Origin of the sequence: Novilysobacter selenitireducens (assembly GCF_020026895.1) — a bacterium.
Lineage (GTDB): Bacteria > Pseudomonadota > Gammaproteobacteria > Xanthomonadales > Xanthomonadaceae > Lysobacter_C > Lysobacter_C selenitireducens.
Map to the genome: position 1 here is coordinate 728,488 of NZ_JAINZW010000002.1, position 13,735 is coordinate 742,222.

Consider the following 13,735-nt stretch of genomic DNA (forward strand, 5'->3'; position numbering starts at 1 on the left):
TCCTGGCGCCCAGCTTGAAGCCCCCCGCCGGGGGCGTATGCTCGTGTCTCCCAACTGGAAGGGAGTTCCCATGAAGACTGCATTCCTGCTTTTTGCAATGTCCATCGCCTGCGTCGCCCATGCCGGCGACAGGCCTGAAGCGTCGGCCGCGCCGGCCGCCGAAACAACGCAAGCCGGCGACGACGCAGGCTTGGTTTGCGAGCGGAAAAAGGAAACTGGCAGTAACCGGGTCACGCGCGTGTGCACCACGGAAGCCGAGCGCATCGCGGCCAAGGACAAGGCACAGGACGATGTCCAACGCTTGGGCCGATGCTCCGGCAACGATATCGCCTGCATCGGCGAATTCTAGGCGAGAGCCCGAGCGCGGCCTGCCGCCACCAAGCCGGGGCCGGCAGCCGGCCCTGGCTGTTTCATGGAATCCGCGTCACCTGCGGATTTAACGATGCAACCGGACGCACTCAAGCGACGACGCCGAACAGCGCGCCGACGCCCGCGGTCAGGCCCATCGCGAGCGCACCCCAGCACACCACCCGTACGAGCGATCGGGCCACGGGCGCGCCGCCGGCCCGCGCCGCCAGGACACCCAGCACCGCAAGGAACACCAGCGAGCTGGTCGCAGTACCCCAGAGCAACGCCTTATGTGGCAGCACCAGCACCGCCAGCAGCGGCAGCGCGGCACCCGCAGCGAACGTCGCCGCCGACGCCAGCGCCGCCTGCACGGGGCGCGCGGCCAGCGTGTCGGAAATCCCCAGCTCGTCGCGCGCGTGGGCGCCCAATGCATCGTGCGCGCTCAGCTGCGTGGCCACCTGTTCCGCCAAAGGACGGTCCAGCCCGCGCTGCACGTAGATCCCGACCAGTTCCTCGTGTTCCTGCTCGGGCAGCTCGGCAAGTTCGCGCCGCTCCCGAGCCAGGTCCGCGCGCTCGGTGTCGGCCTGCGAGCTGACCGACACGTACTCGCCCGCCGCCATCGACATTGCGCCTGCCACCAGCCCCGCCACGCCGGCGACCAGCACCGACTGCGTCGCTGCGCCGGCGGCTGCGACGCCCAGCACCAGGCTGGCGGTGGACACGATGCCGTCGTTCGCACCGAGCACCGCGGCTCGCAGCCAGCCAGTGCGGTGGGTGCGGTGCCGTTCGCCGTGCCTCATGAGGCCTCCAAAGGGTGAGATGTTTGACTGCGCCGGGCGAGAAGCAATGCCGCCGCCACGCAGCCCCCGAAGATTCCGCCCTCAAGCAGCCCCAACGCCGCCTGCGATACAGGGCCGAGTTGCGGCTCGCCAAGCAGCGCGCCCAGCGGCGCCATGTCCAGACGGGTGTCGTCGAAGGTCGCGGCGACGCGCGCCAGGCTGCTCGCCATCAGGCTGCCGCCGGCCAGGGTGATAAGTGCCCCCGCGATGCCGGTGGACAGCGCCGCGCCCCACGCGGGACGCCAGCCACGGGCGCGGTCGAGTCCGCCGCCCAGCAGCATGCCCAATGCCAGCGCGAACCCGATGGCTGCGCCTTCCAGTCCGCCAGTGATGCCTGTGGGCGCGCGGCCGACCAGCAGGTTGAGCGTGTCCGACCCCAGCAGCCGCACCAGTCCGCCGACGACCAGCCCACCCGCCGCGGCGCCGGCCAGCATCCAGCCTGCGCCGCGGCCCAGCAGCCGCCCGCCGGCCATGCCCAGCCCGACGCCCATCGCGCCGGCCATGCCGACCGCCACGCTCAGCGCCATCAACACCATCAGCACCGACAGCGTGCCCAGTGCCTGCGACTGCGGCGCGACCGCCAGCGCTGACCCGTACAGCAGGCCGCCCAGCGCACCGGCCGCGGCGCCGCCGGCGGTAGCGGCGGCACCGTCGACCAGTACATGCGCGAGCGCGGGACGCGCGTCGTCGCTGTGAGGTACGGATGGGGCGGTCTCGATCGATGACGTCGACGGCGTCTCCACGTCGCGCGCAGTCACGTCCTCCTGCACCGGCGCGATGAACACGTAGCCATGCCCGGCCACCGTGCGGATGAAATGCGGATTGCCAGCCTCGTCGCCCAGCTGGCGGCGGATCTCCTTGATGCACTGGGTGAGCGCGGCGTCGGTCACCACGCTGCGCGTCCACACCTCGTCGAAGAAACGCTGCTTGCCGACCAGTTGCCCGTGCTCGCGCACCAGCAGCACCAGCGCGTCGAAATAGCGCACATTGAGCGCGACGGGCTCACCGTCGTTCACCAGCGTGCGGTTGGCCGTGTCGAGGACGAAGCTGGCGAACGCGAAGCGCGTGGCGGTGCTCGACGAGGTGGCGGTGTCGGGGGTGGCGCTCACGGATGCATCAGGGCCGGGTCCGGGATCGCGGGCATCCTACTCCGCCGCGCGCGCGTCCCGTACGCGTCACCCACCCTGGCGTGCTGCCCGATGGAACAGCAGCGCCGACACCAGCCACATCGCGACGAAGAATCCGTTGAGCGCCAGTTGCCGCAGCACCTCGATCCCGCCGTGCCCACCGGTGAATGCGGCCACCGTTGCCACCACCGCGACCAGCGCCTGCACGACGGCGGTCGCCAGCAACGCGAGCACCATGCCGCCCGCCCGGTACCGCGCGACCAGCGCGCCGATAAAGCCGACCGCGTACACGCCGACGTACATCAGGTTCAGCGGGTTGTCCTCCGGCCCGATGATGCCGACCGCCAGGCTCACCCACGCCATCAGGAGCGCCGCCACCACCGCCACGCCCACCGCCGCGCGGTAGGCCCGGTTGCCCGACATCCACGCCGCCAGCTCGTAGGTGCCGCAGGCCGCCGCCAGCAACGCGCCCATCACCACGAAGTCGAATGCGTTCCAGTCCCAGCCATCGACCCCGAGCTGCATCGCCACCACCGGCACCAGCAGCAAGCCTGCCGCCGTGCCCCAGATCGCCCACCGCACGCAGTTGCGCCTGCGCCCCATGCCACCACTGTTGCCACCGCCTGCCATCGGATCCGTCGCCATCGTTGCCTGCCCCCAGTGGATGAGGCCCGTACGCTAGCCAGCGCCGTTGTGACTGGCATGAGCAACGCCTGAGCATCCAATGAGCACCCGCAAGCCGTTGACGATCCTGGGGATTTGAGGCCGGTCTACTCCGCCTCGAAGCGCCGGATATCCGCAAGCAACGCCTGCGCACTGCGCACCCCGCCGCCGGCGTTGTCGGCGTCGATGGCGTCGGCAAAGCGGTGGCCGCGGCGGCGTAGGTGGCGGAAGCCCCACAGCGTGCCGGCCAGCCCGGCCACGCCGACCGCCACATTGGCCCACAGGAACCATCCGGCAATATCGGCCCCGGTGAAGTGCTTCAGCAGCACCTCCACCAGCGGCAGCCACAGCACCCAGAACGCCAGCCCCAGCAGCGGCGCCATGCGCGTGCGCCAGTACTGCAGCACGCCCAGGTACTTCTGGATGACCAGCACCGGCTGGGCGTAGTTGATGCGCACCACCAGCAGCAGCTCGGTGACCGCCGATACCACCAGCGCCACGCTCCAGGCGTGCATCAGCAGGCCCGACACCAGCGCGGCGGGTTCGTCCAGGTGCGCCAGCCAGAAGCGGGCGAAGATCACGGTGCAGGCGATGCCGATGGCAGCCTGCACCGCCTGCCCGACCAGCACAGGCCGCAGCCGCGCCTTGGCCTTGTCGACGCGGGTTTCGGTGGCGAGCTCCAAGTTGAGCGCGTGCTGGGCTTCGAGCTTGCGTTCCAGTGCCTGCCAGCTGCGGCGCAGGTCGTCGAGTTCGAGTTCGGCGTTCATGTCAGCCCTCCTCCGGGCACAGGCGCTGCCGCAGGCGCTGCTTCAGGCGGCCGATGCGGGTGGCGACGTTGGTTTCGGTCAGGCCGAGGATCTCGGCGATCTCGCGGTGGCTGCGCACGTCCAGGTACAGCAGCAGCAACGCGCGGTTGAGCGGGTCGAATTCGGCGATCAGCCGCTGCAAGGCTTGCAGCGGCAGTACGTCGTCCGCGCCCTGCCCGCTCTCGACGGCATGGTGGTCCTCGTCCAGCGGCACGTGGTGGGCGTCGTGCCGGCTGCGACCGCGCAGGTGGGAGATCGCCACGTTCAGCGCGATGCGGTACATCCACGTCGCCAGCGGCCGGTGCGGGTCGTACGACGGCCATGCACGCCACAGCTGCGCGGCAATCTCCTGCGCCAGGTCGTCGCGGTCCTCCGCATCTCGGCTGTAGCTGTGGGCGACCTTGAACACCAGGCCGCGGTGGCGCTGAAGCAAGTCGGCGAATTCCGCGCGCGATGCGGCGTCCTTCATGGGGGCGGCAATGTCCATGTCCCGTCCGGTGGCGGCGCCGTGGCGCCCTTCACCGACATGATTCGGACCAAGCCCCCGGATATCACAGCAGCTTCAATACCGCCGCGCGTGCCACAAGCTGGCGACCAGCGCGGCCAGCACTGCCGCCACCAGCACCACCGCCGGCAGCCACTCCGGTGCATCCGCCGGCACCAGCCAGACCAGGCCCGCTGCGGCCACCGATGCCAACGCCAAGGCCTGCCCGGCAAACACGTTGGCCGGGTACCAGATGGCGTCGCTGGACAGCGTCTTGCGCGTGCGGAACCCGTAGAACGCATTGCGCGGCACCCGCTGCAGGATCAGCGGCACGCTGAGCACCGCCACCAGCAAGCATGCCAGCGAAATCACCAGTCGTATGTCCATGACACCCCTCCCATGTTGGCTGCGCGGGCCGGCCGCTCAGTCGTAGCGCTCCATGTCGCCCAGCAGTTGCACCCACGGGTGCCGGCGCGACTCGTACACCTCCACCCGCGGCGGCGGGAACGTCGGGTCGGCAAAGGCCCCCACCGGGATCGCCACCGCATCGGGCACCGCGTCCATCAGGTAGTACACCGTGTCGCCGCAGTCCGGGCAGAAGTGGAACCGCGCCGTGGTGCCTTCGTCACCGGTGCGCGCGAACTCGCGGCTGGGCCCGTCAAGGGTCACCGCCTCCAGCGGGAACCGCGCCTGCGCCGCAAACACGCTGCCCGTGCGCCGCTGGCACGCCAGGCAATGGCAGACGGAAATCCGGATGGGCTCACCGCTCGTGCGGGCGGTGAGCTTTCCACAGGTGCAGGAGGCAAGGCGGTCGGTCATGGCGAGCTCCGGGTCGAGACGAATCGGGCGTGTCGATTTTGCCGCTTCCGGCCCGCGCCCGTCTGCTAATCCAGGTACTTGCGCATGCCCAGTTGTCAGAGAAGTAAACCTGACTCCGATGTTGCTCGTCGATGACGCCATCCGACTAGGGCCAGCCTAATTCCCGTGTCACGTGTCGATTCCCGCTAACTGGAAACACGGCCGACGAGCCACTCGACGATCGCATCGAATCTCTCCTGATCCAGTGCGTGTCCGCGGTCGACGCGAAGCTCGGTGATGAAATCGCTCTCGGCCTTGGCCACGACCTCATCGGCGTCGCGCGAGTACTTGTCCCCGGCACCCGACACGACCAGTGTCGGCCGCGGTCCGATGGCTGAAAGAACATCGTGCGTGTCGATTTCGCGGGCGAGCCCGGGCACGGCTTCGAACAGCGTCACCCCTGTGCCTTCCCGGCGGCGTGTCTCAAAACTGCATACCGCACCGCTGATACACGCGAACCTGCACCGTGCATCGACTGCCGCGTGGTAGAGCGCCGTGTAGCCGCCGTACGAGTGGCCTGCCACCCCCACGAACCGCTCGTCTACTCCGGAGGCCTGGATCAGAACACTCAGGGCACGCTGGGCGTCATCCAGGCACTTCCTCATCAGCAGGTCGCCATCCAGCAGCCGATAGCTCATGGCGTTGTAGTGCTGGAGCCAATCGTAGTAGTCCGGCTCGACCCCCTGCACCGCTGCTCGTCGATCCTCGAACGTGATGGCGTCCGGGGCGAGGACGGCGAGGCCCCTGCGCGCGAGCGCCGGCCCGAAGGCCTGAAATGCATCGCCCACTAGGCCGGCTACCTCGCTCTTGCCGAAGTGGAATTCCCCATTGTGCTGATGGAAGACCACCACTCCGCCGCGCGTAGTGCGACCCGTCGGCGTGAACAGGAACGCCGGAATGACGTCACCTTCGAGCCCGAGGTACTCGATCCGTTGCCGTTCGAAGCCGTCGAACACTTCGACGTCGCCGCGTTGGAAGTCGACCGCCACAGGGTCCGCAAGTCCTAGTCGCTCTCGAAGGGTCGTAGTGAGGTTCGTCATCTCGAGATGGTAGTGGGCGCGCGTGTCAGGCCTCGGCACGCGAGTAGTGGTGGAAGACCAGCGCAGCACCCTCCTTGAGTGCCTTGCGGTAGTAGCGAACCGTCCCACGTGACGCGCACTCGGGGCCGCTGATCCACGTGTGCGAGTCGACAGCGTGCACCGACCATCCCTCCGCCCGGACGTAATACTTGGCCAGCTCCAGTGCGCCCTCGTAAAGCGGGAAGTTGATCCAGCAACTCACATAGGCGCCAGCGCCCTCGGGATTGAGCTTGCCGCCCTTGGGTGAAACAGCGTGGATCACGAAGTGATGCAGGCCTTCTCGAGCAGATCGCGGTGTTCTGGTCATGGGGCCTGATGCCTGAATTCGGCCACGCTGCGAAGGGGGGTCGGCTTGGACGAACTGTCAGCCACCTGCCCGGCCGGGCGGGCGTTTGGAAAACCACTCGACGATCATGCCCATGTTCTGCTCAAAGCCGCCCGGCACGGAAATGTTGAGGGCGCCGGCACGCTCGGAACCGCGGTTCTCGAAATCATGCGTGGCACCAGCTGGAACGAGAACGAAGGACCCTTTCGGACAGGCAACCCATTCCCCGGCAACCAGGAAACTCATCGTGCCCTCGATGACGTAGAAGACGTCGTCCTCCGGGTGCGCGTGGGCGCCCGGGCCCGCTGTGTGGGGCTCAAGCCACCATTCGGAGATCGAGTAGCGGCACTTCGTCTCGGAGTCGTCGGCTTTGAAGACGGCCGACATGCCGCCCATCTGATACGAGCGACCTTCGCCGGGGCGAAGCACTATGGGGCGGCGAGCTTGTTCGTCCATGGCGCCATGCACTCCCGTCAGTTGGCTAACGCTTGAATTTAGACGACCTGCAGCGCGGGAGACGGCGTTTGGAAGGAAGTGCTGCCGCGCCATAGCAGGCCTCAGAGACGTGCTTCTCACCAGACAGCTATAGCCCCGGTCTCCTGACTCAAGGACGATCCATCACCCATTGCTTTGCGGCATCGAGCCCCGCCACAGGGAAATGCCGTATCTCGGCCGACACGAAGTGCGATGCCAACTGCTCGGCGACTTTTCCCAAGGCGGAGTCGGTTACGAGAGCGACCTTCTTGATGTGCTTGTGATGGTCTCGCACAAAGCGGAAGTGGGCCGCCATTGCTCCAAGGCCCTCCCATCCAGGAAATGTTGGGGTCTCAATGAGGATGCCGGCGAGACCTCCCGTCTGCTCTATGTAAGGGTCTGCCGCTTTGGCAAGTTCGGCGAAATCGTCCTCTTGGAGGGAGTCCATAGGTTGCACAAACAGAATGCCGTGCTCAGTGTCGAGGGTGTACTTGAGCATGTGTTCTTCCTCCCGATGGGTGCGGCCTGGCGTCATAGAGCCCTATTCCCGAGTCAGCCGAGCCGCCAAGCGGCTTCGGGTTGAATGCATTGTCAGACCGCGGGCCGAGCCTTGTGATAAGCGACAAGTGCATTGGCGTGACCGTGGCCAATCTTGTGCTCGCTCTTGAGGAATGCCACCTGCTCCATGTGCGTCTTATCTTGGACGGAATCCAGCACCTTCAGCCAGTGCGCCACGGGCTTCCCATAGTTCTTCTCGATGGACGGAAATTACGAAGCCGGACCCTTAACCTTTGTATCCGTAGTCATGAGCGACCCTCGCTATAGGAGTGAGGCCGGCGAATAGCCACCTTGACTAGCCTGACTGGCCTCTGCCTATCCGACGAACGCGCCTGCACGAAATCGACAACGACGGATGGCGCCATCTGGCCTAACACCTAACTCAAGCCGCGCCGCGAAGCGGCGTCGGCGTGGACGAATAGTTGGGCCTAGCAGCGTGCTGGACCTACTACGCCAACAGTTCATCATTGCGTAGCACAAAGAACGAGAAGAGTGCACCCGCCGGGATGAGCGAGACAAGCCCAAAGACTAAGGCCCTCTTGCTTTGAGACTTTGCGGCCCTGTACAGGAAATGGGCCGGTGCAAGGTTGAACAAGAACAGGCCAGCAAAGAGCAGCCCCTCCACGTCTACCTCAAGGGCGGACAACGCGAAAGACAGCGTTACAAACGCAGCTATCTCGATGAGAAGAAAGCCACCGGCCCTTGCGAGGCCTGGCTCTTTGGGGACGAAGTTTGAGATGTTGAACATGAGGTCTAACACTGGAGTCAAGCCGACCCGCGAAGCGGGTTCGACTTGAATGAGTTGTTAGGCGGCGGAACCGCCCGGGGCATCCGCTCTGAAAAAGCGGTAGAAGCTGTAAATGGACGCGAGAAGGAATAGCCCTCCGAGGGCGAGAACGACACCTGGCAGGTACGGTTGGATGTACGAGTCGATCCGATCAAACAGGAAGTCACTAGCGCGAGGGTAGTCCGGCGCTTGAACCCACCCACGAAGTTCGTTGAAGTAAGCAAAGAAGGCACTCACGCCCATGACGAGGAATTACACGCCACGTCGTGCCCACTTGCCCGAGTTGTCTTCTTCCGGAGCCATAGCCGCCTAACACCTGAGCTAAGCCGCGCCGCGAAGCAGCGTCGGCTTGGACGATTTATTAGACATTTATTAGACCGCCGGCCGCAAGCGGAACGATAACAGTAAGAGCGCGGCCACCGCGATGCCGGTAGACAAGCTGCCGAGCCATGGCTTAAGCACTAACGACGCAAGAACTGCTGGAACGAACCCGAGCACGAGCGGCATCAGACCAGCCCGAAGTCTCACGCTGCTGGTGCAATGCGGGCAGGTCTTGGCCCTACCAAAGCTGTTCAATTGCTTTGAAAGGAAGCTGACGGATTGCTTGCAATAAGGGCACTTCATATGAGGGGTCTCCTTCCCCGCCGGCATAACACCTGAGTTAAGCCGCGCCGCGAAGCGGCGTCGGCTTGGACGAATTGTTAGCCATGTAGCCCACCCGCCCTGAGCGCAATTTCACGGCGGCAGACCTCCACTGAGTCTTCTGCCACCTGTTGGATCTCCTGCGCAAGCTCATGGAGCTCCGACAAAGCCTTCTGAAACTCTTCGAATGTCTCGGGCGATACCGACGGAAGAGAAACGAACTGCTCTTTGAGCGAGCCTAGCGCACGGCCAACCATTAGGACATCTAATCCTAGCTGCCAGTGCGGAATTTCGAATACGGGCAGTGCCATTAGCGCCGCATGGGTGTCTTGCATGAGCGGCGGGGAAATTTGCTCAATGTCTTCCTCAGCGTTGGACGCATACGCCTTACATACGTCCTTTGCCAGGCCGAGCGACCGGACCATCAGCGCCTTTATGACCTCGAGCTTTTGGCGCTCCGCGACGGCGAGTTTTCGCTCTTCAAGCTTCACCGCATGCCGGTGCTGCCGCTGAGCGATCCAAGCCGCAGCTCCGATTGCCAGAATGCTGCCAATAGCTTGCACCCAAGCAGGCGCTAGCTGATCACTGAAGTCGATTCGATAGCCGGCGCGCCACGCTAATGCGGCCGCGGTCACGCCGAGAAGGGTGCACAAGATCGCAACGACGTAATGCGCCTTCTTCACGTGCCTTCGAGGCTCCCCGACATGGCTAACACCAGAATTAAGCCGACCCGCGAAGCGGGTTCGGCTTGAATGAATTGTTAGGCATCACTCGGCCTATGGTGGATAACCACTGGAACATTTTGGCAGTTTTGCAACACGGCGTACTCGCCATTTGCCTTTCCCACCAACGAAATCGGCACCGACGTGTCCCCGCCATCCAAGGAGATCCGCACCTCCATTTCTTGGTTCTCGAAGGTGCGAAGCTCCTCGATCAGTTGAGCTACCGACTTTCCTCGGCTTGTCCAGTCCGAATTGATCATCGTTTGTGAGGCCTAACACCGGAATTAAGCCGACCCGCGAAGCGGGCTCGGCTTGAATGAACTGTTAGGCGGCATACATTGAGGATGTAACCGCCCGCCGTAGTTGAAGCCAATAGTTGAGCGCCATAATGCATGCAAGTGGATAGCCAATTAGCCAGATCGGATTAAGAAGCGACTGTAGAACTGACCGACGCCGCCAACGCGCCACTCTTTCCACGGCGTCCGGCCAGTGCCAATCTGGAAGGGAAACCCCCAAAGAGAGGAACGCAAAGGTCGATTCAATCGCGAAAGTTCCGCAAGTGTCCCAGAACACTGCACGATTGAACTCCGACATACCTTCGGGTTTGACCTGAATCTCTCGGGCAAATTTCTCAAACTCTGCGCCGCTTAGACCAATCTCGGTCCAAGCATACGACATGGCTTCCCAGATCTTCTCTCGGTTCATTGGTTGATTTCGCTGCCGCCTAACACCGGAGTTAAGCCGACCCGCGAAGCGGGTTCGGCTTGAATGAGTTGTTAGGTGACTACAGCAATTCGCCCGCCCACTAATAGGTAGGCAGCAACAACAGCGTACTGGGTAAGCATGTAGCCACCAAAAAAAATAACTGCAAACAACAAATTTCCAACCTCAAATTGAGCAACGAGGCCTAACAGACAAAGAAACAAAACAAGCCATACCGGAAGCAGTAGAAAAAAATGAACTATGGTCGGGAGGGCATACTCCCGCTTGCAACAAGGAATGGGGAGTGAGGCAGGTGAGTTGCGCAGAAGACTAAACTCGAGCGGACTAACATTTATATTTGTACCGCACTCAGGACACCATAGATTCACCACGAGTCACCTAACGCCAGAATTAAGCCGACCTGCGAAGCGGGTTCGGCTTGAATGAATTGTTAGGCGGTGCTGCCCCGGTGACTGGCTGAACTCCCCAGCGCCACCCTTGGCCAACCTGCCCCACGGGTCTGAACACTACCAGCCCGCGCCGACCGGCGCTTTACCCGGAACCCGCAAGGCGACATGCCACCGAAGATGGCCCCGCAACCATTGAGCCAAGCAGCCGAGCCAGCGTTCGACCAGTGCCAAGTACTTGCCGAAGCAGAGCGGCCGGAGCCGGCGCCGCATGAGCCCGCGGCGCGCGACACGCTGGCGACGCAATTGCCAAAGGGGCGACTGCCGAACAACTTTCAGCAGTACCGCCTAACACCAGAATTAAGCCGACCCGCGAAGCGGGTTCGGCTTGAATGAATTGTTAAGCATCACCGGCTGACCTCTATGTGCTTGAGCTCGTCGCCTTGCCGGTAAAACGCAGGAAGACCGGCGGCTCGCGCGATCAGCGCCACGTCGATGATGTCTTGGACTGTTGCCTCAGCGTCGTAGAGCAGGACCACTGATGTAATGCCCTCAGATTGCTTGGCTGCCCGAATGGCGTCCCCCATCCGATCTACCGAGTAGCTGCGGCCGTGCCATGAGAATTCGTCCCCTGGTGAAGCGGCAATCTCCGCTGGGACCAGGCCTGCGGTGGGCTCGAGCCGTGAGATCGACGCGCAACCACCAACGAGCGCCAAAGTGACAACAAGCAATGCTTTTGAAGTGGCGCCCACGTTGCCCCCTGTGATGCCTAACACCAGAATTAAGCCGACCCGCGAAGCGGGTTCGGCTTGAATGATTTGTTAGGCCTCATCCGAGTCGCCTCCCGTGCCTTGGCTCCCCGGCAGCCCGGCACATGAGCCAGAACGAGCCGGCTGATAGCGCGAAGAATAGGCCAGCGAACAGAAGCATGGTGAGGGCCCTTTGCTCTGCTGCAACAACGATCATGAGGATCGCCAACCCCAGGAACGCCAGGCCAGCCACTAGCATCGCAATAGCCACAACGGAGCGTGATATGCGCGCAGGCAAGCCAGCGCTGGAGGAAACGGCATCAAGCAACAGGTCAAGGAGCATGCGGCCTAACACCTGAGTTAAGCCGCGCCGCGAAGCGGCGTCGGCTTGGACGAATTGTTAGGCGTCGGCCCGAGCTGTTTCGATGCCGCGGCGCGCCCGACTAGCGCCCGGACTGACCGCCCAGACCTATCGATTATCACGGAAGCTGCGGCGAAGCGCTTCTTGATACTGCACGATGGAGAAGCCCGGGCAGGCCGATGCCAGAGACGCGACAACCAACGGCCATTCACCGACAGGGCTGACTTGGATCTCGGCTACGTGATCCCACTCTCCAGCCGCCACCTCGCGTATGAGGCGATCAGCTTCTTCAGCAAGCTGCACTCTTGCCGCATGGGCTTGTTTAGTCATTGATCTGTCCGAGCACAGAAGACTCCCTCCGCCGCCTAACACCTGAGTTAAGCCGCGCCGCGAAGCGGCGTCGGCTTGGACGAATTGTTAGGCCACACCGTACCAACCTGCGGGCCTAGTGGACCAGTGCAGGAGAACGGATGCGATGGCTATGCCTGAAAGGCCGCCGAGAAAGCCTGGCAAAGCCTCACCGAGCGAGTAGTGGCTACCTGAGACGCCCGCCATGACACCAACGGCGAAGAGCGTTGCGTAGATGACCGTGGCTTTCTGAGCCGCAATGCGAAGGTTGGCCTTTGTTTGAAGATGCTTGGACTCGAGTTCGCGAAATGCCTGAGCCATCTGACTAGGAGTGACGGAGATTCCAAGAACAGACCCTGGCCGAAGAGATAGCCAAAACCAAACAAAGAAGATGCTCCCAACTACCACGAACTCAAGCATCCGTGCTCTCTCCTGTGGGGCCTAACGCCTGAGTTAAGCCGACCCGCAAAGCGGGTTCGGCTTGAATGATTTGTTAGGCGCCTGTTACGCGCCCAGGAAAATATAAATACCGTAACCCAGAAAGACCAGCCCCACTAACACCGATACAGCCCCGATAACAGGAATAAGAAACCGGGCGCCAGCCTTGTCGGCGGCAACGAGATGAGTGGCTGCTACAAAGAGACCGCCGAGGCCCCAAAAGCCGGCCAGTACAACCGAACCAACACTGAGACCACTCTTGGCACTCTCGGCGAGGCTGCCCAACACGAGACCGGGAACAAGTACGTAAAGCACGGCAGACCACGCTAGATCCTCAAAGTCTCGGTGAGCCTTCTTTGGACGTATGCGAGTCATTGCCTGATGGCGCCTAACGCCTGAGTTAAGCCGGACCGCCCGAGGCGAACCGGTTGGCACCGAGGCCGCGAAGCGGTCTCGGCTTGAACGAATTGTTAGGCGGCACTTGCGGTGAACGTACTCCACAAGAGCAGCCCGCCAAGAACGAATGAAATCACCCCAATCATAGGCAAGAAGCGGAGCGCTTGGGGTACCGCGGCCTCAGTAAAGCGCCGATGGACACGCCAAGGCACGATAGCCATTGCTGCTGTAGTCACGATGAGCAGCCAGCCGAATGCGGTAAGCGCCGCTGAGTGAGTGGAGTGGGGCGCAAAGACAAGCATTGCGCCGCCTACGACAAAGCGTGTGCTTAGCTCCGCATAGTGCTTGGGAGCGGAAGCGGCGAATCCCAGCAAGAAGCGCCTCGCATGGCTTGGTCGGATCAGTGCGACCAAACCTAGCAGCAGAAAGAAGATCGCAACTGCAGCAAGAATTGTCTTTGCGGCTACTAGCAACATGCGAATCCCTGTCTGTGCCGCCTAACGCCTGAGTTAAGCCGACTTGCGTAGCGTAGCCGACAACGTGGCAAGCTTTACCTGCCACGTTGTTGGTGTAGCGAAGCAAGTTCGGCTTGAACGAATTGTTAGGCCGCACTCTCGCGGAC

20 protein-coding genes are annotated in these 13,735 nt (G+C 63.1%); 1 reads left to right on the top strand and 19 read right to left on the bottom strand.

What is annotated here, in order from left to right; genetic code table 11:
* Positions 1-70: 70 nt before the first annotated feature.
* On the top strand, positions 71-349 hold the full coding sequence (locus tag K6753_RS07110; RefSeq protein ID WP_223675666.1) for a hypothetical protein: 279 nt from the start codon (positions 71-73) through the stop codon (positions 347-349).
* 109 nt (positions 350-458) lie between these two features.
* Here K6753_RS07110 and K6753_RS07115 read toward each other — a convergent pair whose 3' ends face one another.
* From K6753_RS07115 to K6753_RS07205, 19 genes are all read right to left on the bottom strand, one after another.
* Complete coding sequence (locus K6753_RS07115) at positions 459-1,148, bottom strand: VIT1/CCC1 transporter family protein (protein ID WP_223675667.1); 690 nt, start codon at positions 1,146-1,148, stop codon at positions 459-461.
* A complete protein-coding gene (locus K6753_RS07120) occupies positions 1,145-2,296 on the bottom strand; it encodes a winged helix-turn-helix domain-containing protein (RefSeq protein ID WP_223675668.1) in 1,152 nt (383 codons plus the stop codon). The genes K6753_RS07115 and K6753_RS07120 overlap by 4 nt, the downstream gene beginning before the upstream one ends.
* Positions 2,297-2,362: 66 nt before the next feature.
* Positions 2,363-2,896, bottom strand: a complete 534-nt coding sequence (locus tag K6753_RS07125; RefSeq protein WP_223675669.1) for a hypothetical protein — start codon at positions 2,894-2,896, stop codon at positions 2,363-2,365.
* A gap of 188 nt (positions 2,897-3,084) precedes the next feature.
* The gene (locus K6753_RS07130; RefSeq protein WP_223675670.1) at positions 3,085-3,744 is read right to left on the bottom strand and encodes a hypothetical protein; all 660 of its coding nucleotides are present in this window, start codon (positions 3,742-3,744) and stop codon (positions 3,085-3,087) included.
* A 1-nt stretch (position 3,745) separates the two neighbouring features.
* Entirely contained in the window at positions 3,746-4,270 is a 525-nt protein-coding gene (locus K6753_RS07135) for an RNA polymerase sigma factor (RefSeq protein ID WP_223675671.1), read from the bottom strand.
* Positions 4,271-4,345: 75 nt separating this feature from the next.
* On the bottom strand, positions 4,346-4,654 hold the full coding sequence (locus K6753_RS07140; protein WP_223675672.1) for an SdpI family protein: 309 nt from the start codon (positions 4,652-4,654) through the stop codon (positions 4,346-4,348).
* A gap of 36 nt (positions 4,655-4,690) precedes the next feature.
* Positions 4,691-5,086, bottom strand: a complete 396-nt coding sequence (locus K6753_RS07145) for a GFA family protein (protein ID WP_223675673.1) — start codon at positions 5,084-5,086, stop codon at positions 4,691-4,693.
* 185 nt (positions 5,087-5,271) lie between these two features.
* Positions 5,272-6,165, bottom strand: a complete 894-nt coding sequence (locus K6753_RS07150; protein ID WP_223675674.1) for a dienelactone hydrolase family protein — start codon at positions 6,163-6,165, stop codon at positions 5,272-5,274.
* 25 nt (positions 6,166-6,190) lie between these two features.
* Positions 6,191-6,466, bottom strand: a complete 276-nt coding sequence (locus tag K6753_RS07155) for a hypothetical protein (protein ID WP_223675676.1) — start codon at positions 6,464-6,466, stop codon at positions 6,191-6,193.
* Between the two features lie 102 nt (positions 6,467-6,568).
* Positions 6,569-6,985, bottom strand: coding sequence for a cupin domain-containing protein (locus K6753_RS07160; RefSeq protein WP_223675677.1), 417 nt, complete (start codon positions 6,983-6,985; stop codon positions 6,569-6,571).
* 148 nt (positions 6,986-7,133) lie between these two features.
* Positions 7,134-7,502: a SpoIIAA family protein gene (locus K6753_RS07165; RefSeq protein ID WP_223675679.1), complete on the bottom strand. Its 369-nt coding sequence runs from the start codon at positions 7,500-7,502 to the stop codon at positions 7,134-7,136.
* Positions 7,503-7,594: 92 nt separating this feature from the next.
* Positions 7,595-7,762, bottom strand: coding sequence for a DUF4287 domain-containing protein (locus K6753_RS07170; RefSeq protein ID WP_223675731.1), 168 nt, complete (start codon positions 7,760-7,762; stop codon positions 7,595-7,597).
* A 247-nt stretch (positions 7,763-8,009) separates the two neighbouring features.
* The gene (locus K6753_RS07175; RefSeq protein WP_223675681.1) at positions 8,010-8,309 is read right to left on the bottom strand and encodes a hypothetical protein; all 300 of its coding nucleotides are present in this window, start codon (positions 8,307-8,309) and stop codon (positions 8,010-8,012) included.
* Between the two features lie 740 nt (positions 8,310-9,049).
* A complete protein-coding gene (locus tag K6753_RS07180; protein WP_223675683.1) occupies positions 9,050-9,673 on the bottom strand; it encodes a hypothetical protein in 624 nt (207 codons plus the stop codon).
* 363 nt (positions 9,674-10,036) lie between these two features.
* Positions 10,037-10,417 (bottom strand): hypothetical protein, encoded by a 381-nt coding sequence (locus K6753_RS07185; RefSeq protein ID WP_223675685.1) that lies wholly within the window; start codon positions 10,415-10,417, stop codon positions 10,037-10,039.
* A gap of 811 nt (positions 10,418-11,228) precedes the next feature.
* Positions 11,229-11,573, bottom strand: a complete 345-nt coding sequence (locus K6753_RS07190; protein ID WP_223675686.1) for a hypothetical protein — start codon at positions 11,571-11,573, stop codon at positions 11,229-11,231.
* Between the two features lie 466 nt (positions 11,574-12,039).
* Entirely contained in the window at positions 12,040-12,261 is a 222-nt protein-coding gene (locus K6753_RS07195; RefSeq protein WP_223675688.1) for a hypothetical protein, read from the bottom strand.
* Between the two features lie 87 nt (positions 12,262-12,348).
* Positions 12,349-12,699 carry a hypothetical protein gene (locus K6753_RS07200; protein ID WP_223675690.1) on the bottom strand — a complete coding sequence of 117 codons (351 nt, stop codon included), beginning with the start codon at positions 12,697-12,699 and terminating at the stop codon, positions 12,349-12,351.
* An 84-nt stretch (positions 12,700-12,783) separates the two neighbouring features.
* Complete coding sequence (locus tag K6753_RS07205) at positions 12,784-13,002, bottom strand: TMEM199/VMA12 family vacuolar ATPase assembly factor (RefSeq protein WP_223675692.1); 219 nt, start codon at positions 13,000-13,002, stop codon at positions 12,784-12,786.
* Between the last annotated feature and the right edge of the window lie 733 nt (positions 13,003-13,735).